At 70.9% G+C, this 23789-nt stretch carries 18 protein-coding genes and 1 pseudogene; 12 read left to right on the top strand and 7 right to left on the bottom strand.

The genetic code is table 11. From position 1 onward, the window contains the following. Nucleotides 1–23 precede the first annotated feature (23 nt). A complete protein-coding gene (locus tag ACWD1U_RS27955; protein WP_451111585.1) occupies nucleotides 24–1484 on the bottom strand; it encodes a peptidoglycan recognition protein family protein in 1461 nt (486 codons plus the stop codon). 149 nt (nucleotides 1485–1633) lie between these two features. On the opposite strand from ACWD1U_RS27955, the gene ACWD1U_RS27950 reads away from it, so the two are divergent. The 6 genes from ACWD1U_RS27950 (at nucleotide 1634) to ACWD1U_RS27925 (ending at nucleotide 11442) form a co-directional block, all read left to right on the top strand. Next, nucleotides 1634–2392 carry a TIGR03089 family protein gene (locus ACWD1U_RS27950; protein WP_451111584.1) on the top strand — a complete coding sequence of 253 codons (759 nt, stop codon included), beginning with the start codon at nucleotides 1634–1636 and terminating at the stop codon, nucleotides 2390–2392. 134 nt (nucleotides 2393–2526) lie between these two features. Then, on the top strand, nucleotides 2527–3762 hold the full coding sequence (locus ACWD1U_RS27945) for an LCP family protein (RefSeq protein ID WP_451111583.1): 1236 nt from the start codon (nucleotides 2527–2529) through the stop codon (nucleotides 3760–3762). Between the two features lie 239 nt (nucleotides 3763–4001). Further along, nucleotides 4002–5795: an LCP family glycopolymer transferase gene (locus ACWD1U_RS27940; protein WP_451111581.1), complete on the top strand. Its 1794-nt coding sequence runs from the start codon at nucleotides 4002–4004 to the stop codon at nucleotides 5793–5795. Nucleotides 5796–5884: 89 nt separating this feature from the next. Further along, nucleotides 5885–7513 (top strand): LCP family protein, encoded by a 1629-nt coding sequence (locus ACWD1U_RS27935; protein ID WP_451111580.1) that lies wholly within the window; start codon nucleotides 5885–5887, stop codon nucleotides 7511–7513. A 220-nt stretch (nucleotides 7514–7733) separates the two neighbouring features. Then, entirely contained in the window at nucleotides 7734–9479 is a 1746-nt protein-coding gene (locus ACWD1U_RS27930; RefSeq protein WP_451111578.1) for an LCP family protein, read from the top strand. A gap of 91 nt (nucleotides 9480–9570) precedes the next feature. Next, nucleotides 9571–11442 carry an LCP family protein gene (locus tag ACWD1U_RS27925; protein ID WP_451111576.1) on the top strand — a complete coding sequence of 624 codons (1872 nt, stop codon included), beginning with the start codon at nucleotides 9571–9573 and terminating at the stop codon, nucleotides 11440–11442. Nucleotides 11443–11491: 49 nt separating this feature from the next. Here ACWD1U_RS27925 and ACWD1U_RS27920 read toward each other — a convergent pair whose 3' ends face one another. After that, complete coding sequence (locus tag ACWD1U_RS27920) at nucleotides 11492–12544, bottom strand: glycosyltransferase family 2 protein (RefSeq protein ID WP_451111574.1); 1053 nt, start codon at nucleotides 12542–12544, stop codon at nucleotides 11492–11494. Nucleotides 12545–12671: 127 nt separating this feature from the next. Here ACWD1U_RS27920 and ACWD1U_RS27915 point away from each other — a divergent pair, with 127 nt between their 5' ends. Next, a complete protein-coding gene (locus ACWD1U_RS27915) occupies nucleotides 12672–14162 on the top strand; it encodes an LCP family protein (protein WP_451111572.1) in 1491 nt (496 codons plus the stop codon). Between the two features lie 7 nt (nucleotides 14163–14169). On the opposite strand, the gene ACWD1U_RS27910 is transcribed toward ACWD1U_RS27915, so the two are convergent. Beyond that, nucleotides 14170–14727 (bottom strand): acyl-CoA thioesterase, encoded by a 558-nt coding sequence (locus ACWD1U_RS27910; RefSeq protein ID WP_451111570.1) that lies wholly within the window; start codon nucleotides 14725–14727, stop codon nucleotides 14170–14172. Nucleotides 14728–14846: 119 nt separating this feature from the next. Between ACWD1U_RS27910 and ACWD1U_RS27905 the strand changes: the two genes are divergently transcribed. Further along, a complete protein-coding gene (locus ACWD1U_RS27905) occupies nucleotides 14847–16166 on the top strand; it encodes an LCP family protein (RefSeq protein ID WP_451111568.1) in 1320 nt (439 codons plus the stop codon). Nucleotides 16167–16228: 62 nt separating this feature from the next. On the opposite strand, the gene ACWD1U_RS27900 is transcribed toward ACWD1U_RS27905, so the two are convergent. Beyond that, the gene (locus tag ACWD1U_RS27900; RefSeq protein WP_451111567.1) at nucleotides 16229–16594 is read right to left on the bottom strand and encodes a four-helix bundle copper-binding protein; all 366 of its coding nucleotides are present in this window, start codon (nucleotides 16592–16594) and stop codon (nucleotides 16229–16231) included. 256 nt (nucleotides 16595–16850) lie between these two features. Between ACWD1U_RS27900 and ACWD1U_RS27895 the strand changes: the two genes are divergently transcribed. Continuing rightward, nucleotides 16851–18056: a phospholipase D-like domain-containing protein gene (locus ACWD1U_RS27895; RefSeq protein ID WP_451111565.1), complete on the top strand. Its 1206-nt coding sequence runs from the start codon at nucleotides 16851–16853 to the stop codon at nucleotides 18054–18056. Between the two features lie 108 nt (nucleotides 18057–18164). Here ACWD1U_RS27895 and ACWD1U_RS27890 read toward each other — a convergent pair whose 3' ends face one another. Then, on the bottom strand, nucleotides 18165–19322 hold the full coding sequence (locus tag ACWD1U_RS27890; RefSeq protein WP_451111563.1) for an acyl-CoA dehydrogenase: 1158 nt from the start codon (nucleotides 19320–19322) through the stop codon (nucleotides 18165–18167). A 189-nt stretch (nucleotides 19323–19511) separates the two neighbouring features. Here ACWD1U_RS27890 and ACWD1U_RS27885 point away from each other — a divergent pair, with 189 nt between their 5' ends. Next, on the top strand, nucleotides 19512–20855 hold the full coding sequence (locus ACWD1U_RS27885) for a UDP-glucose dehydrogenase family protein (protein ID WP_451111561.1): 1344 nt from the start codon (nucleotides 19512–19514) through the stop codon (nucleotides 20853–20855). Between the two features lie 99 nt (nucleotides 20856–20954). Here ACWD1U_RS27885 and ACWD1U_RS27880 read toward each other — a convergent pair whose 3' ends face one another. After that, a complete protein-coding gene (locus ACWD1U_RS27880) occupies nucleotides 20955–21461 on the bottom strand; it encodes a CGNR zinc finger domain-containing protein (protein WP_451111559.1) in 507 nt (168 codons plus the stop codon). Between the two features lie 145 nt (nucleotides 21462–21606). On the opposite strand from ACWD1U_RS27880, the gene ACWD1U_RS27875 reads away from it, so the two are divergent. Together ACWD1U_RS27875 and ACWD1U_RS27870 are read left to right on the top strand one after the other, a co-directional pair. After that, nucleotides 21607–21978 carry a VOC family protein gene (locus ACWD1U_RS27875; protein WP_451111557.1) on the top strand — a complete coding sequence of 124 codons (372 nt, stop codon included), beginning with the start codon at nucleotides 21607–21609 and terminating at the stop codon, nucleotides 21976–21978. 14 nt (nucleotides 21979–21992) lie between these two features. Beyond that, on the top strand, nucleotides 21993–22385 hold the full coding sequence (locus tag ACWD1U_RS27870) for a VOC family protein (RefSeq protein ID WP_451111555.1): 393 nt from the start codon (nucleotides 21993–21995) through the stop codon (nucleotides 22383–22385). Nucleotides 22386–22397: 12 nt separating this feature from the next. On the opposite strand, the pseudogene ACWD1U_RS27865 reads toward ACWD1U_RS27870, so the two are convergent. Next, nucleotides 22398–23530: pseudogene (locus ACWD1U_RS27865) on the bottom strand (dipeptidase). Between the last annotated feature and the right edge of the window lie 259 nt (nucleotides 23531–23789).

Below are 23789 nucleotides of genomic sequence, written 5' to 3'. Positions count from 1 at the left end.
CCTCGACGGCGGTGAACGTGTGCTCAGCGACCCTGGTAACGGGCCGCCTTGGAGCGGGCCGAGCCGAGCTTGCCGTAGAGCTTCCGCCCGGGGCACTCCGTCAAGAAGCCGTCCCGGTGCCCCGAAATCACGTTCAGTTGTACCTTCTTACCTTTTCGGTAGAGATTGCTTCCGGCTGACGTCAGGTAAGTTTTTCCCTTCGGATTCACCCCGTACAGCCCCAGCTTCCAGGCGGCCAACCGGGCGACGGCCTTGACCGCGGCCTTCGACGGCTTGGTGGTGCCGTACGACCCGAGGACGGCGATCCCCATGCTGTCGCTGTTGAAACCAAGCGTGTGCGCGCCGAGGACCGGCTTCGCCACGCCCCCGGCGCGGCCCTCGTAGATCTTTCCGCACTTGTCGATGACGAAGTTGTAGCCGATGTCCCGCCAGCCCATGCTCTTGACGTGGTACCGGTAGATACTGCGGATGAGTGACGGGACCTGCGAGCAGCGGTACGTGTTGCCGCCGGCGGTGTGGTGCACGAAGGCCGCCCGGACCTTCTTCGTGTACCGGAATCCCTGCTCCCGCAACCCCTCGTCCGCCCCCCAGCCGCGCCGGGTGACGATACGCGGACGCGGGCCGACGTACGGCTTCGCCCGCTGTTGCCCGGTCAGCTCGCCCGCGCGGGACGCGGGGAGCTCCCACTCGGTCTCCGCGCGGTTCAGGGCCGCGATCTCGGTGGCGTCGAGGGGGGCGAGGTCGGCGTTGACGGCGGAGGCCTCGGTCGCCGCGTAGGCCTCGAAGCCGAGGCCGGCGGTGCGGGTGCCGTCCGCCGGGGCGCCGGGCGGTGGGGCGTCGTCTCCCGGGTCGACCAGTTCGAGGCGGAGGCCGAAGGGGAGCGGGGGCGCGGCGGGCAGGGTGCGGGCGCCCGTGCCGTTCTGCGCGGCGTCGGCTTCCGTGCTCTCGGCCTCGGAGCGGACCCGGAGTTCCACGCCGTCGGAGTCGCCCACCCACAGCGGGGCGGTGGCGCCTCGCACACGCCCCGACGTGCTCTCGGGTGTGTCCCGGTCGGCGGCGTGCTCGGTGTTGTGGGTCTCCACGTCCTGCCAGCCCGACCAGGCGCCGGTCTCCACGGCGCGGGTGCGGACCTGGACGCGGCCGTGCAATTCGGCTTCGGGGTCGTCCCAGACGACCCCGACGAGGGAGAAGTGGCGTACGGCACGGCGGGGCAGGCCCTGCTCGGTGGCAGGGGCGGAGGGGGTGGCGCGGTTGCGGGTGAGGGGTTCCAGGGGGAGGGACTGGGTGCTGCCGGGGGTGAACGGTTCGGCAGCGCGGCGGGTGGTCGTGGGCGGCGTCCCCGCAGGGGGCGCGGGTCTCGCCGCCGTGGCGGCTTCCCTGGTCGGCACCGGTCCAGCGGTCGCCGCGAGGGCGGGCGGGGTGAGGGGAAGGGCCAGAGCGGCCGCACAAGTGACACCGATCGAGGAGGCAAGGAATCCACGCATGCCCCTGATCTTGGACATAGTCGTATAAGTCTGTCTATTTGGGAGTTGACGGACTGTCGGTCGGGGTTCGGCCGAACCGGTGGCGGATTCGCGCCGGGGCGGTGGGCGGGCCGTTGGGTGCGGGCCCGGGTGTTGCGTACGCTTGCGCGGTGAACGCCACCGATCGCACCCCCGCCGACCTGCTGGGTTCCGCGCTCGCCGCGGATCCGGGACGTCCCCTGGTGACCTTCTACGACGACGCCACGGGCGAACGGGTCGAACTCTCCGTGGCCACCTTCGCCAATTGGGTGGCCAAGACCTCGAACCTGCTCCAGGACGAGTTGTCCGTCGAGCCCGGGGACCGGGTGGCGCTGCTGCTGCCCGCGCACTGGCAGACGGCGGTGTGGCTGCTGGCGTGTTCGTCGGTAGGGGCCGTCGCGGACATGACCGGGGAAGTCCGGGCCGCCGATGTCGTGGTGAGCGGACCGGACGGGCTGGAGACGGCTCGGGCGTGCTCCGGGGCACGGATCGCGATGGCGCTGCGGCCGCTCGGCGGGCGGTTCCCGCAGGTGCCCGAGGGCTTCGTCGACTACGCGGTGGAGGTGCCGGGGCAGGGGGACCGGTTCGTGCCGTACGCGCCGGTGGATCCGGAGGGGCCCGCACTGATCGTGGCCGGACGGGAGTTCAGCGGGGCCGAGGTCGTCGAGCGGGCCCGGGCCGAGGCGACGGGACTGGGGCTGACCGGGCCCGGGTCGCGGATTCTGTCGGCGCTTGCCTACGACACGTGGGAGGGGCTGAACGCGGGGTTGTACGGGCCGCTCGCCACGGGGGGTTCCGTGGTGCTGTGCCGGAACCTGGAGCGGGCCGGGGACGGGGTGCTGGACAAGCGGATCGAGAGCGAGCGGGTCACGGCCGTCGCCCGCGGCTGAGGAAGACCGCGGCCGGGCCCCTCCCCCGTTCGGCCCATCCCCACCCCTCCCCCGGCGCCCGGCCGCGCCACAGTCGTAGGAACAGTGCGCGCGGCACGTTCGCATGTCAGGCGTCAGGAGGGGTGGTCCCTGTCGTGGCCGACACCGGTGGTGTGTCCTTGCGGAGGCTGGGGCCGGGGGCCGGGGCCTCCGCCAGCGGCCGGGGGCTGGTGCGGCGGCGCCGGCGGCGGTGGGTGCGGATCGCGGCGTTCGGGGTCACCGGTGTCGTCGTCGCGGCCGGGGGCGCCGGCTGGGTCGTGTACGCCAAGCTCAGCGGGAACATCACGCCCGACGAGGCGGCCGCGGCCGAACTCGCGCGGTACGACAAGGAGCGGCCCACCGCCCTGGTCAAGGACGCGCGGAACATCCTGCTGATCGGATCGGACTCGCGTGAGGGCGACGGCAACGCCCGGTACGGGAGAAACCCGGGCACCGAGCGGTCCGACACCGCGATCCTGCTGCACCTGTCCGCGGGCCGGCGCAGTGCCACCGCCGTCTCCCTCCCCCGGGACCTGATGGTGGACATGCCGGGCTGCCGCCGCCCGGACGGGTCCCGCAGCGCGCCCCGGTTCGCCATGTTCAACCAGGCCTTCCAGGTGGGCGGTTCGGCCTGCACCATCCGGACCGTCGAGAAGCTCACCCGCATCCGCGTCGACCACCACGTCGTCGTCGACTTCCACGGCTTCAAGAAGATGGTGGACGCGGTCGACGGCGTCGGGGTGTGCCTGCGGGAACCGATCGACGACCGCGCCGCCAAGCTGAGCCTGCCCGCCGGGCGGGTGACGCTCGACGGCGAGCAGGCCCTCGGCTACGTCCGCGCCCGCAAGTCCCTCGGCGACGGCAGCGACACGGAGCGGATGGAGCGGCAGCAACGATTCCTCGGGGCGCTCGTCAACAAGGTGCGCAGCAATGACGTTCTGCTGAATCCGGCAAAGCTGTATCCCGTGCTGGACGCCGCCACGTCCTCTCTCACAACCGACCCGGATCTGGCGAGCCTGCGCGGCTTGTACGAACTCGTGCGGGGTCTGCGCCACATCCCCATGGAACAAGTGCAATTCCTCACCGTCCCCCGGGAGTCGTACGCGTACGACGCCAATCGCGACCAACTCGTGGAGCCCGAGGCGGAGAAACTGTTCGAACGGCTGCGCACCGACACACCCGTGGTCGTGGCGGGAAACGTACCGCACGGTTCCGCCCCGCTGAGGCCTCCCGACGCGCGTGCCGGGCCCCACGGGGATTCACATCCGGGGCCTTCCGGGAAGCCCTCCGTCACCGTTTCTCCTCCACCGACGTTCCGGGGGAACACGGCAGCCGAGGACACCTGTGAGTAAAGCGGGCACCAAGGTCACTCCAAGGGAACGAACTCTTCACCTGAGAAATGGGCGAATTGCCCAGGTGTAGGGACGTGGAATTTGTCACGGTCGTCGTTTGACGCTGGAGTGGGCGGTTAGTGTGAGCGATCCGGTGCGCCCGGCTCTGAGGGACGGTCCTGAGTTCGCGCACTGTGACCGAGACCCGAGCGCCTTGGAGGGGAAGGCGCCGCGTGCCCCGACGGAGGAATCAGACAACCGTGGACGCGCAAGGCCGTGGGCGGGCGGACGACATCGATCCCGCAGACCAGTGGGTGCTCAACCCGGACACCGGCGAATACGAACTGCGACTGGGTTCTTCCGCACCGCAGTCGGCCGTCCCCGGGCCCCGCAGGCCGCCGTCCTCCGACGCGGACCCGCCGGCGCGCGGCCGTACAGAGGCGCGCGGCCGTACAGAGGCGCGCGGCGGTACCGAGGCGCGCGGCCGTACGGAGGCGCCCGGCCGGCCGCGACGCGAGACGCAGGGACGTGCGGTGCAGCCGCGCAGGCGCCGCGGGGCGCCGGAGGAGCCGCTGCCGGGGCGGCGCGGCAGGCGGCCGGCCAAGAAGGCCTCGAAGGGCAGGAAGGCCCTGCTGTGGACCGGCGGCACGATGGCGTTCGTGCTGGTCGCGGGTGCGGGCGCCGCGTACTTCTACATCGAGCACCTGAACGACAACATCGCCTCCTTCTCCGACGACGGCGCGAGCACCGGTGGCTTCGAGAAGGACAAGGCGATCAACATCCTGCTGATCGGCACCGACAAGCGCACCGGCAAGGGCAACGAGAAGTACGGCGACGCGGGCAGTGTCGGGCACGCCGACACCACCATCCTGCTGCACGTCTCCAAGGACCGTTCGAACGCCACCGCGCTGAGCATCCCGCGTGACCTGATCGTGGACGTGCCGGACTGCCCGACCACGCAGGAGGACGGCTCCCAGAAGGTCATCCCCGGCACGCAGCAGGTCCGCTTCAACACCAGCCTCGGCCAGGACGGCCGTACGCCCAGCTGCACCATGCGGACCGTGACCGAGCTGACCGGGGTCAAGCCGGACAACTTCATGGTGGCCGACTTCAACGCGGTCAAGACCCTGACCAGCGCGGTGGGTGGGGTCGAGGTCTGCCTGGGCAAGGACATAGACGACCCGGACTCGCATCTGAAGCTGTCGAAGGGCACGCACACCATCGAGGGCGAGCAGGCGCTGGCGTTCGTGCGGACCCGGCACGCCGTCGGCTTCGGCGGCGACCTGAGCCGGATCGGGCTGCAACAGCAGTTCCTGAGTGCGCTGATGCGCAAGCTGAAGTCCAACGACACGCTGACCAACCCGTCGAAGATGCTCGACCTGGCCGAGGCGGGCACGAAGGCGCTGACCGTCGACTCGCAGCTGGACAGCATCGGCAAGCTGAAGGACCTCGGTCTGGAGCTGGGCAAGCTGGACACCAAGAACCTGACCTTCACCACCGTGCCGGTGATCGACAACCCGGCGGAGACGGTGAAGGCCACGGTCGTCCTCAACGAGTCGACGGCCCCGCAGGTCTTCAGCATGATCAGGAACGACGTCTCCTTCACCGCGGTCAAGGAGCAGAAGAAGAAGGAGGCCGCCGCGGTGGCCGCCCGGCTGAAGGGCACCAAGGCCCCGGCCTCCGAGGTGCGGGTGCGGATCCTCAACGGCGGTGCCGTCGCCGGGAGCGCGCAGGAGACGCTCAGCTGGCTGCAGAACGAGGAGGGCGTGACCAAGTCGGAGAACGCCGGCAACGCGCCCGCCGCCCTGGCGAAGACGACGCTGGAGTACGCGCCCGACCAGGCCGAGCAGGCCCGCCGCCTCGCCGACATCATGGGCCTGTCCGGGTCCGCGATGAAGCCGGGCAAGAGCGTGACCAACTCCCAGGGGCTGCCCGCGATGACCCTGACCCTCGGCAAGGACTTCGAGGGCGCGGGCGTCTCCCTGACCGCGCCGGCGAAGGCACCGGAGGGCGTCGACAAGTCCACGGCGGACAAGGTCGAGTGCGCCGAGTGACCTGACCGGCCCGCCGTACGTCTCACAGGGCGTACGGCGGGCCGTGTCCGATGACGCGCGAACGCACGCGGGGTGGGGAAGCGGGAGAGATGGCGCAGGGCAGCAGTGTGTACGGGGAGGGGACGAAGCCGGGTGCCGTTCCGCGGGGTCCGGCCACGGACGGAAGCGGACCGGACAGGTCCGCGGGTGCCGGCGGCTCCGGGGGCCGGCCGCCCGGCCGCCGCGGCGGCCGCGTCCTGCGCTGGTCGGTTACCGGCCTCTCGGTGCTCGTCCTCGCGACGGCCGGTGCCGGCTGCGTCTACTACGAGCACCTGAACGGCAACATCCACAAGGGCCGGCGCAGCAGCGGCGACTTCGAGGCCACCAGGGCGGAGCCGAACGCGGCGGGGCAGACGCCCCTGAACATCCTGCTGATCGGCTCGGACAGCCGTGCCTCCGACGAGAACGTCCGGCTGGGCGGTGGCCGGGACAGCCGCGGCAACCCCCCGCTCGGCGACGTGCAGATGCTCATCCACCTGGCCGCCGACCGCAAGAGCGCGTCCGTGGTGAGCATTCCGCGCGACACCCGGGTCGACATACCGAAGTGCACCGACCCGAGGAGCGGCCGGACGTACCGGCCGGTCAACACCATCATCAACACCTCGCTGGCCCGTGGCGGAGCGGGCTGCACGCTGGCGACCTGGGAGAACCTCACCGGGGTCTACATCGACCACTGGATGACGATCGACTTCGCCGGCGTGGTGCAGATGGCGGACGCCGTCGGCGGGGTCGAGGTCTGCGTGAACCAGAACGTGTGGGACCGCCCGCTGCCGGGTGTGCCCGGCGGCTCCGGCCTGAAGCTGCGGGCCGGCCACCCGAAGGTCAAGGGCGAGCAGGCGCTGCGGTGGCTGCGCACCCGCCACGCCTGGGGCAGCGACCCGCTGCGGGCCCGGGCGCAGCACATGTACATGAACTCGATGATCCGCACGCTCAAGGCGCAGAACGTCTTCACCGACACCGGCAGGCTGACGGACCTCGCGGAGGCGGCCACGAAGTCGCTGCACGTCTCGGAGGAGATCGGCACGGTCAAGAAGCTGTACGACCTGGGGACGCAGCTGAGGACGGTTCCGACGGACCGCATCACCATGACGACGCTGCCCACGGCCGCGGACCCCCGGGACGCCAACCACCTGGTTCCGGCCGGCGCCGACGCCGACCGGGTGTGGCAGATGCTCCGCGACGACGTGCCCTTCGACGGCAAGGGCGGGAAGCGGGGCACGGCGAAGAAGGCCGGAGCGAAGCCCTCCCCGGACCCGGCCGCCCCGGACGGCGAGATCGGCGTCCTGGTGCGGAACGCCACACGTTCGAGCACGCTCGGGCCGGTCGCCGGACGCGCGGGCGCCGTCGCGCAGTCGCTCGTCGGGAAGGGCTTCACGAAGGCCGCCGCGGACACCTCCGGCGCGCTCTCCGAGGAGCGGACCGTCGTGCGCTACCCGGGCGCCGAGCTGGAGGGTGACGCGCGGCGGGTCGCCAAGTCGCTGGGCATCCCGTCGAGTTCCGTGCGGCGGTCGACCGACGTCTCGGGCGTCACGGTCGACGTGGGCGCCGACTGGCGTACGGGTACGGCGTATCCGAAGCCGCCGAAGCCCAAGGCCGAGGATCTGCCCGGCGACGCGGACGCGCTCAACGGCTCGGACGCCGGTACGTGCATGGACGTCTACAAGCCCTATCGCTGGTAGCTGCCGGAGCGTCACACGCACACGGGTCCGCCGAATCCCCGTTCGCGGACTTGGGATGTATTGCCCCGTGTGTGGATGTTGAATTTGTCATTCAGCGCACACCGACGTTCAACTGGGCGGATAGTGTGAGCGATCCAGTGCTTCTGTGATGACCAAGTACCCGTGCGCGCCTTCCGGGGGGAGAGGGCGCCGCGTGCCCCGACGGAGGAATCGGACGACCGTGGACGCGCAACACCGTGGGCGGGGGGGCCAGACGGACCCCGCAGACCAATGGGTACTCAATCCGAAGACCGGTGAATACGAACTGCGACTGACCCCGTCCGCATCGCGGTCGCCGGTTCCCGGGACACACGCATCCACGGCGGCTCCGCGTACGGCGGCCGCCCGTTCAGGAGCCCCGCGTACGGCGGCTCCCCGTGGAGGCGCGACCCGCAAGGACGTTCCGCCGCAGCGCAGGCGCCGCGCCGTGCCCGAGGAGCCCGCGGTGGGCCGGCGAGGTGGACGCCGGTCGGTGCAGCGCAAGCCCAAGAAGGCGAAGAAGGCGCTGATGTGGACCGGCGGCACGATGGCGTTCGTGCTGGTCGGGGTCGGCGCGGCCGGCTACTTCTACCTCCGGCACCTGGAGGGCAACGTCAAGACGACCGACATCGGCAGCGCCGGTGCCGGCAACTTCAGCAAGGACGAGGCCTTCAGCATCCTCATCATCGGCACGGACAAGCGCACCGGTGAGGGCAACGAGGGCTACGGCGACAAGGGCAGCTCCGGGCACGCCGACACCACGATCCTGCTGCACGTCGCCAAGGACCGCTCCAACGCGACCGCGCTCAGCATCCCCCGGGACCTGATCGTGAACATCCCCGACTGCCCGACGAAGCTCGAGGACGGCTCGGAGAAGATCGTCCCGGGCCAGCGGGGCGTCCGGTTCAACCGCAGCCTCGGGGAGAGCGGCCGGGACCCGGGCTGCACGATGCGCACGGTGAAGGAGAACACCGGCATCTCCGTCGACCACTTCATGATGGCCGACTTCAACGCGGTGAAGACGCTGACCACGGCGGTGGACGGGGTCGACGTGTGTGTGGAGAAGGCGGTCAACGACAAGGAGTCCAAACTCGTCCTGCCCGCGGGCCCGTCGAAGGTCGAGGGCGAGCAGGCCCTCGCGTTCGTCCGGACCCGCAAGAGCTTCGGCAACAGCGGTGACCTCGACCGGATCAAGGTGCAGCAGCAGTTCCTCGGCTCGCTGATGCGCAAGATGTCCTCAGGCGACACCCTCACGAGCCCCTCCAAGCTGCTGAAGCTGGCCGAGGCCGCGACCGAGGCGCTGACCGTGGACAAGGCGATCGGCTCGGTCGGCACGCTGAAGGATGTCGCGCTGGAGCTGAAGCAGGTGCCGACGAAGAACATCACCTTCACGACGGTCCCGGTGAAGGACAACCCGGCGGAGACGGTGAAGGCGACGGTCGTCCTCAACGAGTCGCGGGCTCCCCAGGTGTTCGACATGATCAAGAACGATGTCTCCTTCACCGAGGTCAAGCAGCAGAAGAAGAAGGAGAAGGACGCCGAGGCGGCGCGGCTGAAGGGCACCAAGGCCCCGGCCTCCGAGGTCCGGGTCCGGATCTTCAACGGCGGTGCTGTCGCCGGCGGTGCACAGAAGATGGTCCGGTACCTCCAGGTCGAGGAGGGCGTCACCAAGTCCGAGAACGCCGGCAACGCGCCCGCCGCGCTCGCGAAGACGACCCTCGAGTACGCCCCCGACCAGGCCGATCAGGCCCGCCGCCTCGCCGACATCATGGGCCTGTCCGGGTCCGCGCTGAAGCCCGGCGAGAGTGTGACCAACTCCCAGGGGCTGCCCGCGATGACCCTGACCCTCGGCAGGGACTTCGAGGGCGCCGGCGTGAAGCTGAACGCCCCGGTCGAGGTGCCGGACGTGGAGAAGTCCACGGCCGACAAGGTCAAGTGCGCGAGTTGACCCGCTGAGGGCAACTGACAGGCCCGTCGTGCGTCTAACAGGGGGCAGGACGGGCCTGTTGCATGCGCCGGGGGCGGAGAGGACCGGGGAAGTGACGCAGAGCGGTGTGCGGGAGGACGGAGCGCGACGGAGCGTCCGCGAACCGGGAGTGGACGAGGTCGAGCCCGGCACCCGGGGCACGGACGGTGACGAGCCGGCACCGGGCGCCCAGCGGCCTGCCGGCGACGGAACATCGGCGACACCGGGCAATGACCGCCGGGCACGGAACACGAAGACACCCGCCGACGGCACCCCGGCCGACGACGCGAACACCCCCGGCAGCGACGGCACTCCGGCCAAGGACGCGAAGACACCCACCCGCGAGGGCAGCGGTGCGCGAGCGCACGACGGGGACACACCGCCGCGCGGCGCCCCGGCCTCCGGCCGCGACGGCGGTTCGGGCAGCGGCGGTGAGGGCAGCGGCCGGCTCCGCGGCGCCCGCCCTTCGCGTCGGCGGCGGGCCCTGAAGTGGGCCGCGGTCGTGCTGGCCGTTCTGATACTCGGGACCGCTGGCGCCGGTTACGTCTACTACCTGCGTCTGAACGGCAACATCAAGAAGGACGACCTCAACCTCGGCGACAGCAAGGTCGCCGCTCCGACACCGAACGCCGCCGGTCAGACGCCGTTGAACATCCTGCTCATCGGATCCGACGCGCGGGACACCGAGGAGAACCAGAAACTCGGCGGTGCCCGCGAGACCTTCGGCGGCACCCCCCTCGCGGACGTCCAGATGCTGCTGCACCTGTCCGCCGACCGCACCAACATGTCGGTCATCAGCATGCCCCGCGACACCCTGGTGAAGATCCCCAAGTGCACCGACCCGGACGACGGCAAGGTGTACCCGGCGACGCGGGGCCGGACGATGACCAACCAGAGCCTCGGGCACGGCGGCCCCGGCTGCACCGTCGCCACCTGGCAGGAGCTCACCGGCATCCGCATCGACCACTTCATCATGGTCGACTTCGCGGGCGTGGTGTCGATGGCGGACGCCGTCGGCGGAGTCCCGGTGTGCGTGGACGCCAACATCCACTCCCGCACCTCCGACGGCAAGGGCTCGGGCCTGAAACTGGAGAAGGGCACCTCCTACATCCAGGGCGAGCAGGCCCTGCAGTGGCTGCGCACCCGTTACGGTTTCGAGGACGGCAGCGACCTCGCCCGCGCCAAGGCCCAGCACATGTACATGAACGCGATGGTCCGCCGGCTGCGCGACAACGCCACCCTCAGCAGCCCGAACCAGCTGCGCAGGCTCGCCGAGGAAGCCACCCGGGCCATGACCGTCGACCCGGGCCTCGACACCGTCAGGAAGCTCTACGACCTCAGCAACGAGCTGCGCAGGGTGGAGCCGGAACGCATCACCATGACCACCATGCCCAACCGGTACGTGGGCGCCCGGGTCGAGCCCACCGAGGACGCCGAGCAGCTGTTCCGGCTGGTGAGGGAGGACATCGCCCTGGACGGCAAGGACGAGCCGAAGAGGGCGACCGAGGAGAAGGCCTCCACCGACCCGGCCGCGGCCGACGACGCCATCGCCGTCCAGGTCCGCAACGGCACCCGCACCGACACCCTGGCCCCGGCCGGTGGGCGTGCGAGCACGGTGGCCGGGCTGTTGAAGGAGAAGGGCTTCACCGAGGCCGTCGCCGACACCGGCGGCTCCTGGAGCGAGGGCACGACCGTCGTCCGCTACCCGAGCGCCGACCTGGAGGGCGACGCCCGGCGGGTGGCCAAGTCCCTCGGTATCCCGCTCGGTTCGGTGAAGCGGTCGACCGACGTCACGGGCGTCACCCTCGTCGTCGGCGCGGACTGGCGTACCGGCACCGACTACGAGGCACCCGAGCGCAACAACAAGACCCCCGAGTCGGCCGACGCCCTCAACGGCGCGGACGACAAGGCCTGCATGCACGTGAACCCGGGCTTCACCTGGTGACGGGAACGGGCTCCCTCCCGAACGGGAAGGAGCCCGTGATCGCGCCCGGTCAGCTCGCGGCCGCGTCCGCGCGGACCGCCGGCCGCCGGGAGGCGATGACCTTCTTCGCCAGCGACCGTGGACTGGTCAGGAAGCCCCAACCCCACGACATGTGCATCGTGGCGAGCGCCACGGGGATCTGCAGCCGCGCCTTCAGCGGCAGCCCCTTGCCCGCCGGCACCGAGCCGAGCAGGATCGCCGCGAGATAACCGCCGGGCACCACGAAGCCCCACGGCGTCAGCAGCGCGCCCACCACCGCCCCGGCCGCGATCGCGCACACGGCGGTCGGCGGGGCGAGGTAGCGCAGGTTGATCGAGCCCTCGTGGTAGCGGGCGACGACGTGCCGCCACCGGCCGTAGTCCTTGTACTGCTTGGCGAGCGCCTTCACGCTCGGCCGCGGCCGGTACGACACCTTGAGCTCGGGCGAGAACCAGATGAGGCCCCCGGCCTCCCTGATCCGGAAGTTCAGCTCCCAGTCCTGGGCGCGGATGAACTCCACGTTGTAGCCGCCCTGCTGCTCCAGCGCCTCGCGCCGGAACACTCCCAGGTAGACGGTCTCGGCGGGGCCCGCCTGCCCGCCCGTGTGGAAGGCGGCGTTGCCGACCCCGATCTTCGAGGTCATCGCGGCGGCGACGGCGTGCTCCCAGTCGTTCTCGCCCTCGGCGTGCATGATGCCGCCGACGTTCTGTGCTCCGGTCTCCTCCAGGAGCCGTACGGCGGTGGCGATGTAGTTCGGCGAGAGCATCCCGTGCCCGTCGACGCGGACGACGATCGGATGCCGGGAGGCGTTGATCGCGGCGTTCAGCGCGGCCGGCGTACGGCCCGTGGGGTTGGGAACGGTGTGCACACGCTTGCTTGTGAGAGACGCGGTTTCGGCCACGAGCTCGGCGGCGATCTCGTCCGTGCGGTCCGTGGACGGACCGAGGGCGATCACGACCTCCATCTCGCCGGCGTACTCCTGCGCGAGGATCGCTTGGACTGCTCCCCGCAGATGCCGTTCCTCGTTGAGGACGGGCATGATCACGGAAACGGCGGGGAGCCGCACGTCGGGATTGGCGTTCATAGGGGGCTCACGTTACCGCGAACGGGGGACACCGGTGCGCGCCACCGGGGCGGTACCGCGGGCCGCAGATCGTATCGGCCTACGGTTTCACGGATCCCACGTACGGCCGTCGTCCGGAGGTGTCCCCATGCCCACGCCGCCGCGATCCCCTCGGTCCACCGCCGCCTCGCAACGCCGACCGCAGCAGCCCTCCCCCCACCCCCGTGCTCCGCGCCGGCCCGCACCACCCGCCCGGCGCCGGAAGCCGCAGTGGGGCGTGCGTGCCGTCACCACGCTGTCCGTGGTGGTCCTCGCCTCCGCCGGGATCGGGCACGCGGTGATGACCAGCCTGGACGCGGACATCGCCCGGGTCGACCCCTTCAAGGACATGAAGAACCGGCCGCAGGCGGGCCACGGTATGAACGTCCTGCTGGTCGGCACCGACGGCCGCGAGAAGATCAGCAAGGAGGAGCGGCGGAAGTACCGGCTGGGCGGTGCCCCCTGCCACTGCACCGACACGATGATGATCGTGCACATCTCCCAGGACCGGAAGCGGGCGAGCGTGGTGAGCCTGCCGCGCGACTCGTACGCCGTGACGCCGGCGCACGTCGACCGTACGTCGGGCAGGCGGCACCACGGGCACCCCGTCAAGCTGAACGCCGCGTACGCCGAGGGCGGTCCGCAGTTGACCGTGCGCACCGTCGAGAGCATGACCAAGGTGAAGATCGACCACTACCTGGAGGTCGACTTCACCAGCTTCATGAAGACCGTGGACGTGGTCGGCGGCGTGCGGATCTGCACCGCGGACCCCCTGAAGGACAGCTACACCGGCCTGGACCTGCCGGCGGGCCGGCACACGCTCGCCGGCGGGCAGGCGCTTCAGTACGTACGCGCCCGCCATGTGGACGGCTCGTCCGATCTGAGCCGCATGAAACGGCAGCAGCGGTTCATGGCGGCGCTCGTGGAGCGCATCACGTCCTCCGGGCTCCTCCTCAACCCGATGAAGTTCCGGGACGTGACCCGGGCGGTGCTCGGCTCGGTGCGGGTCGACAAGGGCTTCGGCACGGAGGAAATGCTGGACCTGGGGCGGGCCATGCGTAACTTCTCCCCCTCCTCGTCCGAGTTCACGACCGTCCCCATCGGGCGGATGGGCTACGCCGTGAAGGGTGTCGGCTCGACCCTGAAGTGGGACCCCGTGAAGGCCGAGCGCCTCTTCCACGCCCTGCGCCAGGACCAGCCGCTGTCCGCGAACCGGCCGCACGGCACGGCCCGGATCGTCCCGGTCGCCCCGCAGCAGATCCGCGTCCAGGTGGAGAACGGCACCCGCACCCCCGGCCTCGGGCACCGGATGGACGCGGCCCTGGCCTCGACGGGCTTCCGCACGACCAAGGCCCCGGTGAACGCCGCCGACCGCGATGTGAAGCGCACGATCGTCGCCCACGACCCCCGCTGGGACCGCTCGGCCAAATCCCTCGCGGCCGCCCTGCCGGGCAGCGAACTCCGCGCGGTCAAGGGCCTGGGCCCGACGCTGAAGGTGATCGCGGGCACGGACTTCGAACGCGTGCGGAAGGTGCGGGCCGAGGACCCGGGGCAGGGCGAGTTCGGGGTGGTGCGGGGGGACGAGGTGGCGTGCTCGTAGGCGCGCGTCAGTCCTCGAACCCCTCCGCCGCCCGCTTCTCCCGGAGTTCCATGATCGCCCGGCGGCGGGCCAGGCGGTGGGTGCGGCGGATCTGGGCCTCCTGGTAGCGGCGCTTGTCGCGCTCGGTCTCCGGGAGGACCGGCGGGACCCGGCGGGGCTTGCCGTCGGCGTCGACGGCGGCGAAGACGAGGTAGGCCGATCCGACCTGGGTGGGCGGGGCGGACTCGTTCCAGCGCTCGGCCAGGACCCGGACACCGACCTCCATCGAGGTCCGGCCGGTCCAGTTGACCTGTGCCTTCACGTGGACCAGGTCACCGACGCGGACAGGCTCCAGGAACGCCATCTCGTCCATCGACGCCGTCACCGCCGGCCCGCCGGAGTGGCGCCCGGCGACGGCCCCCGCCGCGTCGTCGACCAGCTTCATGATCACCCCGCCGTGCACCGTCCCCAGAAGGTTCGTGTCGTTGTGGGTCATGATGTGGCTGAGGGTGGTGCGGGAGGCCGAAGTCGGCTTGCCCGGGATCTCCGGAGTGCCGGAATCCGCAGCCGGCGCCTGGTCTGTCATGGCCCCTACCTTATGCCGAGGCGGTATGAGGGGTTTTTGTGTCAGCTTCGCCACAGCCGTGCTCTGATTTTCCGACGACTCTTGTATGGCCCACTGCGGTGACCTGCACACTGGGGCGCATGAACACTTGGCCCGAGGGACGGTCCGACGACAACCGCGGCAACCGCTACGGACGCGGAAGCTCGAGCGCCCAGCCCGAGAGCGCCCGCGTCATGCGGCAGGTCCGCCGCGGCCCGGCGGCGTCGCCCGGGCCGGCCGGCTACGGAGGCGCCCCGCCGTACCAGGGCGGAGTGCCGCAGCAGCCGTCGTACGTCGACGGCGGCGGCCACGGTCCCGCCGACCGTTACGACAGCGGATACAACACCGGCCAGGTCTACGGCTCCCCCGGCGGCAGAGGCCCGGGCGGTCCGGGCGGTCCGGGCGGTCCGGGCGACGGAGGGTACGAGCCGCGCCCCGCGCCGAACTGGCGCCGCCGTATCAAGGTGACGACGATCACCGTGGTGACGGTGCTGGTGGTGACGAGTGTCGCCACGTACTTCTGGGCCGACTCCAAGCTCAACCGCGACGTCGACCTGTCGAAGGTCATCGAGCGGCCGGAGGCGGGCGAGGGCACCAACTACCTGATCGTCGGCTCCGACAGCCGCGCGGGCATGTCGGCCGAGGAGAAGAAGAAGCTGCACACCGGGTCCGCCGAGGGCAAGCGCACGGACTCGATGATGATCCTGCACACCGGCGGCAACGGCCCGACGCTGATCTCGCTGCCCCGTGACTCGAACGTCACGATCCCGTCCTTCAAGGGCTCCGACTCCGGCAAGTTCTACCCGGCCACGGGCCGCCAGGTGAAGCTGAACGCGGCGTACGCGGAGGACGGCCCGGAGCTGCTGGTCCGTACCGTCGAGGCCAACACGGGCCTGCACATCGACCACTACGTGGAGATCGGCTTCGGCGGCTTCGCGAGCATCGTGGACGCGGTCGGCGGGGTCGAGATGGACATCCCGCAGGACATCAAGGACACCAAGTCGGGTGCCGACCTCAAGAAGGGCAAGCAGACGCTCAACGGCGAGCAGGCCCTCGCCTTCGTCCGCACGCGCTATGCCCTCCGGGGCTCCGACCTGGACCGTACGAAGAACCAGCAGAAGTTCCTCTCGGCCCTGGCCAACCAGGTCGCCACGCCGAGCACGGTCCTCAACCCGTTCAAGCTGTACCCGACCATGGGCGCGGGCCTGGACTCCCTGGTGGTCGACAAGGACATGGGCCTGTTCGACCTGGCGTCGATGTTCTGGGCGATGAAGGGCGTCAGTGGCGGTGAGGGCAAGTCGATGAACATGCCGATCGCGGGCAGCTCCGCGAACGGCAACCTGCAGTGGGACACCGCGAAGGTGAAGACGCTGGTGAACCAGCTGAAGAACGACGAGAAGGTCACCGTCTCGGGCAACTGAGCACAAGCGGCAGGAAGGAAGGGGGCACCCGGGCGGGTGCCCCCTTTCGCCGTGAGGCGGTCTCACATCGTGGCGGCCGACATCGAGCGGCACATGTCCGCGCAGCGGCGACACGCCTCGGCGCAGCGCATCATCTGCTCGTCGTCCGGCATGGACATACACGCCTCGGCGCACATGTCACAGGCGCGGGCGCACATCGCGCACATCTCGGCCGCGAGGGGCGAGCGGCGCATCATCATGTCGGCGCACATGCGGGTCATCTCGGCGCAGTCCATGACGGCACTCATGATCTGCATCTGGGCCGGGCCGCCCATCTGCAGGCAGGAGCTCATGGTCTCCTCGCACACGCTGTGGCAGGCCATGCACGCCTGGACGCAGTCCTGCGTCTCCTTGCTCAGCGGGGTCGCGGTGGCGGGCTGCTGTGTCATGACTTCCTCCCGGGGGACGACGGGAGCCGCGGATCGGCGCCCGCCCCTCCGTCCTACGCCTCTCACCCCATGAGCACCACAGGACGCCCGCCCGTGTGCGGTCGCCGGTGCGGCGCTCTCCACACGTGAGGCACGCCTCACCCGGGTCTGCGTGAAAACGCCGACAGCGGCAAAGAGGGTGTGCAGGCGCGTCCCCGGGGCGCCCGGTGCCGCGCAGGTGGGGGCGGCGAGCAGCCCGTGGCAGGGGAGACCACACGTGACACAGCAGACGTACGACGAACGGCGGGGGCCGGGGCAGACAGAACCGGAGGCGCGGAAGCAGCGGCTGCGCAGGCGGCTGGAGCGGCTGATCGGCATCGCCGCGACCGAGGGCAACGAACTCGTGGCGCTGCGCAACGGCGACGAGATCTTCCCCGCCATGCTGGCCGCCATCCGCGCCGCGGAACACACCGTCGACATGATGACGTTCGTGTACTGGCGCGGCGAGATCGCGCACGAATTCGCCGCCGCCCTGGCCGAGCGGGCACGCGCCGGCGTACGGGTGCGGTTGCTGCTGGACGGCTTCGGGGCCAAGGAGATCGAGCCGGACCTGCTGGACGCCATGGACGATGCGGGTGTCCAGGTGGCCTGGTTCCGCAAGCCCACGCGCTTGTCGCCGATGCGGCAGAACCACCGCTGTCACCGCAAGGTGCTGGTCACGGACGAGCACACCGCCTTCACCGGGGGCGTCGGCATAGCGCAGGAGTGGTGCGGCGACGCCCGGAACCCGGACGAGTGGCGCGACACCCACGTGCGGGTCCGCGGACCCGCAGTGGACGGCATCGCCGCGGCCTTCGCCCAGAACTGGGCCGAGTGCCACGACGACCTCTACGACGACCATGACCGCTTCATCGCGCAGGACCAGCCGGGCCGGGCCACGGTCCAGGTCGTGCGGGGCTCGGCGGGCTTCGGCTGGCAGGACATGCAGACGGTCCTGCGGGTGGTGATCCGCTCGGCGCAGGAGCGCCTGCGGCTGGCCACGGCCTACTTCGCGCCCGACACCTACTTCATCGGCCTCCTCGCCGCCGCGGCCCGCCGCGGGGTCCGGGTCGAGATCCTGCTGCCCGGGCCGCACACCGACCAGCGGGCGTGCCTGCTGGCCGGGCGGCAGCATTATCAGAGCCTCGTCGACGCCGGGGTGGAGGTGCGGGAGTACCAGCCGACCATGCTCCACACGAAGATCATCACCGTGGACGGGGTGTGCTCCCTCATCGGCTCCACCAACTTCAACCGCCGCTCGATGGAGCACGACGAGGAGGTCGTCCTGGCCGTCCTCGACGAGGACTTCACCGCGGCGCTCGACGCGGATTTCGAGGCCGACCGGAAGCTGAGCGAGCCGATCGATCCCTCCCGCTGGAAGCGGCGCCCCCTGCCCCAGCGCCTCACCGAGGCCGCGGTCACCCCGATCCGCCGCTTCCTGTGAGGGCATGGCCGGGCCGTCGGCAGCCGCCCGTGGAACGAGCGCGGCCCCCGGCGGGAGCCGGGGACCGCGGTGTCGCGCGAGGCCGAAGGCTCCGGCCGGCGAGACCGGTTACGGCAGGTTGCGGGCCATGACGATCCGCTGGACCTGGTTCGTGCCCTCGTATATCTGCGTGATCTTGGCGTCACGCATCATGCGCTCCACCGGGTAGTCCCGCGTGTAGCCGTAGCCGCCGAGGAGCTGAACGGCGTCCGTGGTGACCTCCATCGCCACGTCCGAGGCGAAGCACTTGGCGGCGGCCCCCTGGTAGGTGAGGTCGGCGTCGACGCGCTGGGAGGCGGCGGCGGCCTGGTACGTCAGGGCACGGGCTGCGGAGATCTTCATGGCCATGTCGGCGAGCATGAACTGGATGCCCTGGAAGTCCGCGATGGGCTTGCCGAACTGCTTGCGCTCCTTGACGTAGCCCTTGGCGTAGTCGAGGGCGCCCTGGGCGATGCCGAGGGCCTGGGCGGCGATGGTGATGCGGGTGTGGTCGAGGGTCTTCATCGCCGTGGCGAAGCCGGTGCCCTCCTCGCCGATCATGCGGTCGGCGGGGATGCGGACGTTGTCGAGGTAGACCTCGCGGGTCGGGGAGCCCTTGATGCCGAGCTTCTTCTCCGGGGCGCCGAAGGAGACGCCCTCGTCGGACTTCTCGACGACGAACGCGGAGATGCCCTTGGAGCGCTTCTCCGGGTCGGTGACCGCCATCACCGTGTAGTACTCGGACTCACCGGCGTTGGTGATCCAGCGCTTCACGCCGTTGAGGACGTAGTGGTCGCCGTCGCGGACGGCCTTGGTCTTCATGCCGGCGGCGTCGGAGCCGGCGTCCGGCTCGGAGAGGCAGTAGGAGAACATGCCGTCGCCCTTGGCGAGCGGGGTCATGTACTTCTTCTTCAGCTCCTCGGATCCGGAGAGGATCACCGGAAGGGAGCCGAGCTTGTTGACGGCCGGGATGAGGGAGGACGAGGCGCAGACACGCGCGACCTCCTCGATCACGATGACGGTGGCCAGCGCGTCGGCGCCCGCGCCGCCGTACTCCTCGGGGACGTGCACGGCGTGCAGGTCGTTCGCCACCAGCGCCTGGAGCGCCTCGCGCGGGAAGCGGGCCTCTTCGTCCACCGCGGCGGCGTGGGGCGCGATCTTCGCCTCGGCCAGGGAGCGGACGGCGTCACGGAGCATGTCGTGCTCCTCGGACGGGCGGTACAGGTCGAAGTCAGCCGATCCGGCCAAGGTCTCTCACGCTCCAAAACGCTGCGATGCTGACGCTAACTACCGTTAAGTAATCAAAAGTTTATGGGGTCGCCCAGGCGAGTGGATACGTGAGGTAGGCGACAGCGGAGAAGTTGCCCTGTGAAGCGTGCCGTCATGCCCCGGCTATGCTCGGGCGCGCACGACATGCCGCAGACCCCTGGAGCATCCATGGCCCTGAAGATCACCGTGATCGGCACCGGTTATCTCGGTGCGACACATGCGGCGGCCATGGCCGAGCTGGGCTTCGAGGTGCTCGCCCTCGACATCGTGCGCGAGAAGATCGAGAAGCTGGAGCGCGCCGAGGCCCCGATGTACGAGCCGGGGTTGGATGACCTCCTGCGGCGGCATGTCGCGGGCATCGAGGGCTCCAGCGGGCGGCTGCGCTTCACCCAGGACTGGGCCGAGATCGGCGCGTTCGGTGACGTGCACTTCGTCTGTGTGAACACACCGCAGCGGCACGGCGAGTACGCCTGCGACATGTCCTACGTGGACTCGGCGATGGCCTCGCTCGCCCCGCATCTGCACGGTCCGGCCCTGGTGGTCGGCAAGTCGACCGTGCCCGTCGGGTCCGCGGACCGCCTCGCCACCTACCTGGCCGCGCACGCGCCCGCCGGGGAGGACGCCGAGCTGGCCTGGAACCCGGAGTTCCTGCGTGAGGGCTTCGCGGTCGACGACACGCTGCACCCCGACCGGATCGTGGTGGGCGTGCGCAGCGAACGGGCCGAGAAGCTGCTGCGGGACGTGTACGCGACGCCGATCGCCGAGGGCTCGCCGTTCGTGGTGACCGACTTCCCGACGTCCGAGCTGGTGAAGACCTCCGCGAACTCCTTCCTCGCGACGAAGATCTCGTTCATCAACGCCATGGCGGAGGTGTGCGAGGCCGCCGGCGGTGACGTCGCCAAGCTCGCCGAGGCGATCGGCTACGACGACCGCATCGGCAAGAAGTTCCTGCGGGCCGGGATCGGCTTCGGCGGTGGCTGTCTGCCGAAGGACATCCGGGCGTTCATGGCGCGCGCCGGTGAGCTGGGCGCGGACCAGGCGCTGACGTTCCTGCGGGAGATCGACTCCATCAACATGCGCCAGCGTGGGCAGATGGTCGAGCTGGCCCGGGAGGCGCTGGGCGGCGGGCCGTTCCTCGGCAAGCGGGTGGCGGTGCTGGGCGCGACCTTCAAGCCCGACTCGGACGACGTCCGGGACTCCCCCGCGCTGAACGTCGCCGGGCAGATCCACCTCCAGGGCGGGCAGGTCACGATCTACGACCCCAAGGGCATGGACAACGCCCGCCGGATCTTCCCGACCCTCGGCTACGCGGAGTCGGCGCTGGAGGCCGTGCGGGGCGCCGACATCGTGCTGCATCTGACGGAGTGGCGGGAGTTCCGCGAACTGGACGAGGAGGCCCTCGGCGAGGTCGCCGCGGCCCGGGTCGTCCTCGACGGCCGCAACGCCCTCGACCCGGAGCGCTGGCGCAAGGCCGGCTGGACGTACCGGGCGATGGGCCGCCCGAAGGCCTGAGCGCGCGACGCCGAGACGGGTGACGCCGGTTCGGCCGAGGCTCAGTCGGCCGGACCGGCGTCTTGGTGCATTCCGCACCACGGGGCCGGGCTCGGGGTGCTACACCTCCTTGGCCCGGTACCTGCGCATCTTCGCCCTGGCCCCGCACACCCGCATCGAGCACCAGCGGCCGCGGCCGGCCGGGCTGCGGTCGTAGTAGGCCCAGTGGCAGTCGGGGGCCTCGCAGGCCTTGAGACGGGTCCAGGTGCCGGTGATCAAGGACTCGGCGACGGCGGCTGCCACGCGGGCGTGGAGGGAATGGTCGCCGGCGGGGGTCAGGGCGGCCGAGCCGTCCGCCGCGTCGACCGTGACGACCAGGGGGGCCGCGGCCAGGAGGTCGCCGAGCGGAGGCACCCGGCGGTGCGGCGGGTGGCCCGCGTGGGCGAGGAGGGTCGCGCGCAGGGACTCCCGCAGGGCACGGGCCCCGTCCGTCTCCCCCGGTCCGATGCCGAAGCGCGCCCGGCCCTCAAGCGTGTCCAGCGCGTCCGCGCCCGACTCGATGTCGAGCGTGTTCACCAGGGCCTCGACCAGGGCCAGGCCGCCGGGCGCGGGCGATCTCTCCGTCATGGCTGGACCGTACCTCTCGCGTTTCCCTTGCGACGTTACCGCCAATGCGGGAGCATGCGGTAACGGTTACCGGTTACCCGCACCATGAAGGTAACCAGCATGAAGCAACCAGCATGAAGCCCACAGCCACTTCAAGGAGGAAGTCATGGCTCTCGCCAAGCTGGGTGTCGTCGTCCTGGACTGTCCCGACCCGCGCGCACTGGCGGGCTTCTACGCCGAGGTGCTCGGTGGCACGCCGACGGTGGAGACCGACGGCGAGGACGAGTGGGTCGACCTGAAGGTGCCGGGCGGACCGGCGCTGGCGTTCCAGACCGCCCCGGGATACGTACCGCCGCAGTGGCCCTCGCCCGAGCACTCGCAGCAGTTCCACCTCGACTTGGACGTGGAGGACCTGGACGCGGCCGAGAAGGGCGTGCTGGCGCTCGGCGCGAAGCCGCTGGACGCCGAGGACCGGACGCGGAGCTTCCGGGTTTACGCGGATCCGGCGGGGCACCCGTTCTGCCTCTGCGCCTGCTGACACCGGGAGGCTCCATGCCTGTTGTGGCACGTTTCCGTTCCGTCGTCGTGGACTGCCCCGATCCGCGCGCGCTGGCCCGCTTCTACGCGGCGGTCGGAGGCGGCACGCCCGAGGAGGACGACCCGGACTGGGTGGTGCTGCGGATCCCCGACGGGCCGCGGCTCGCCTTCCAGCGGTCACCCGGGTACACGCCGCCGGAGTGGCCGCGGGCCGACCGCAACGCACAGCAGTTCCACCTCGACTTCGACGCGGGGTCCACCTGGGAGGAGGTCGACGCGGCCGAGGCACGGGTGCTCACGCTGGGGGCGCGGGTGCTGCACCGGGAGGACTACGAGAAGAAGGACTTCCGGGTGTACGCCGATCCGGTCGGGCATCCGTTCTGCCTCTGCCGCATAGAGCACACCTAGGCGACCGGCCGCTCACCCGTCCAGCTCGGCGATCGTCGCCGTCGACGGCTCGCGCCGCTGCTGGGCGGCGCGGGCGGTGAAGTCGGCGCCGCGCAGGACGCGCTGGACGTTGCCCCAGGTCAGCAACGCCACGTCGGCCTCCTCCCAGCCGCGCCGCAGCAGCTCCGCGATCAGCCGCGGATAGCAGGAGGTGTCGCCGAGTTCCCGCGGGTGGGCCGAGCCGGAGTCGTACGTACCGGACAGGCCGAGACTCTGCGCGCCGGCGACGGCCCGGATGTGGTCGAGATGGTCGGCGACGTCGCGGACGGTGGCCCCGGTCTGCTCGGCGGTCAGCGGCACCAGGCACAGGCCCTTGGCGGCCCCCAGTTCCCGCAGCAGGTCGTCGGGGAGGTTGGCCGGGTGGGGGCGGACGGCGCGGGCGGCGGAGCGGCTGCACAGCACGGGCGCCCGGGAGAGGGCCAGGACGCGGCGGATCGTCCGGGCGGAGGCCCCGGAGAGATCGGCGACCATGCCCAGCCGGTTCATCTCGCGCACGACCTCCTCGCCGAACCGGGTCAGCCCCGCGTCGCTCGCCCAGGACACCCCGGTCAGCGTCAGTACGCGCAGTCCCAGTGCGTGCAGTTGACGCAGGATGCCCAGCGAGTCGCCGATGGCGGGGGCCGCGGCGGGGCCGAGCAGCACGGCGACCCGGCCGCAGGCGCGGGCGTCCGCGGTCTGCCCGGCCGTGCAGGCCAGCCGCAGGCCCTCGTCACAGGCCAGGGCGAGGGCCTTCGCCCGGTCCAGTTGCTCGATGGTGGCGCCGACGGCCCGGTCGCCGGCGAGGCCCTCAGGCAGGTGCAGTGACCAGAACAGTGCGCCCACGTGCCCGCGGCGCAGGCGGGGCACGTCCGTGTCGACGGTGCTCTCGCCGAGTTCCAGCTCGTACCAGGACAGGCGCTCGAGTGCCAGGGCAGCCCGTTGTAGCCGTCGGCCACGGGGTGCGCGGCGAGGATGGCGTGGGCCCGGATCACGGGCGCTTGGTCCGGGTCCGAGACCGGTTCGCAGGGCCCCGCCGTGACCATGACCTCGTCCGGGTACGGCTCAGCCAGATCGTCGAGTTCGCCGGCCTCGGGGGTGGGACGCAGGTCGTCCTGGAGGTCTCGCATGGCGGCTCCGTACGGTCGGCGTGCAGTACGGTCACCGTCGCACGGAGCAGAGGGGGGTTCCTGGTGGGCGGGGCGTTCGGGGTACGGAAGTACGGGGCGTCCGGGACGGGGCAGTGCCCCGGGTTCGAGTCAGGGCATGTGGATGTCATGTTCTGTTCGGGTCCGCTGGATCTACGCGGCGAACCGCGGCCGGAACACGGTCCCGCTCGCCGACCCGGTCCGCCCCGAACTCGCAGTCCGGGACACGGTTCTCCCTGGC

The organism is Streptomyces sp. NPDC002788 (assembly GCF_053592115.1).
The sequence above is the reverse complement of the archived record's forward strand: the minus strand, read 5'-3'. Positions and strand labels throughout refer to the sequence as shown.

What these genes read in the sequence shown, in the direction of transcription:
- ACWD1U_RS27955 (WP_451111585.1), bottom strand. Translation starts at nt 1,484, where the DNA reads ATGCGTGGATTCCTTGCCTCCTCGATCGGTGTCACTTGTGCGGCCGCT.
- ACWD1U_RS27935 (WP_451111580.1), top strand. Translation starts at nt 5,885, where the DNA reads ATGGCGCAGGGCAGCAGTGTGTACGGGGAGGGGACGAAGCCGGGTGCC.
- ACWD1U_RS27920 (WP_451111574.1), bottom strand. Translation starts at nt 12,544, where the DNA reads ATGAACGCCAATCCCGACGTGCGGCTCCCCGCCGTTTCCGTGATCATG.
- ACWD1U_RS27915 (WP_451111572.1), top strand. Translation starts at nt 12,672, where the DNA reads ATGCCCACGCCGCCGCGATCCCCTCGGTCCACCGCCGCCTCGCAACGC.
- ACWD1U_RS27910 (WP_451111570.1), bottom strand. Translation starts at nt 14,727, where the DNA reads ATGACAGACCAGGCGCCGGCTGCGGATTCCGGCACTCCGGAGATCCCG.
- ACWD1U_RS27905 (WP_451111568.1), top strand. Translation starts at nt 14,847, where the DNA reads ATGAACACTTGGCCCGAGGGACGGTCCGACGACAACCGCGGCAACCGC.
- ACWD1U_RS27900 (WP_451111567.1), bottom strand. Translation starts at nt 16,594, where the DNA reads ATGACACAGCAGCCCGCCACCGCGACCCCGCTGAGCAAGGAGACGCAG.
- ACWD1U_RS27885 (WP_451111561.1), top strand. Translation starts at nt 19,512, where the DNA reads ATGGCCCTGAAGATCACCGTGATCGGCACCGGTTATCTCGGTGCGACA.
- ACWD1U_RS27880 (WP_451111559.1), bottom strand. Translation starts at nt 21,461, where the DNA reads ATGACGGAGAGATCGCCCGCGCCCGGCGGCCTGGCCCTGGTCGAGGCC.
- ACWD1U_RS27875 (WP_451111557.1), top strand. Translation starts at nt 21,607, where the DNA reads ATGGCTCTCGCCAAGCTGGGTGTCGTCGTCCTGGACTGTCCCGACCCG.
- ACWD1U_RS27870 (WP_451111555.1), top strand. Translation starts at nt 21,993, where the DNA reads ATGCCTGTTGTGGCACGTTTCCGTTCCGTCGTCGTGGACTGCCCCGAT.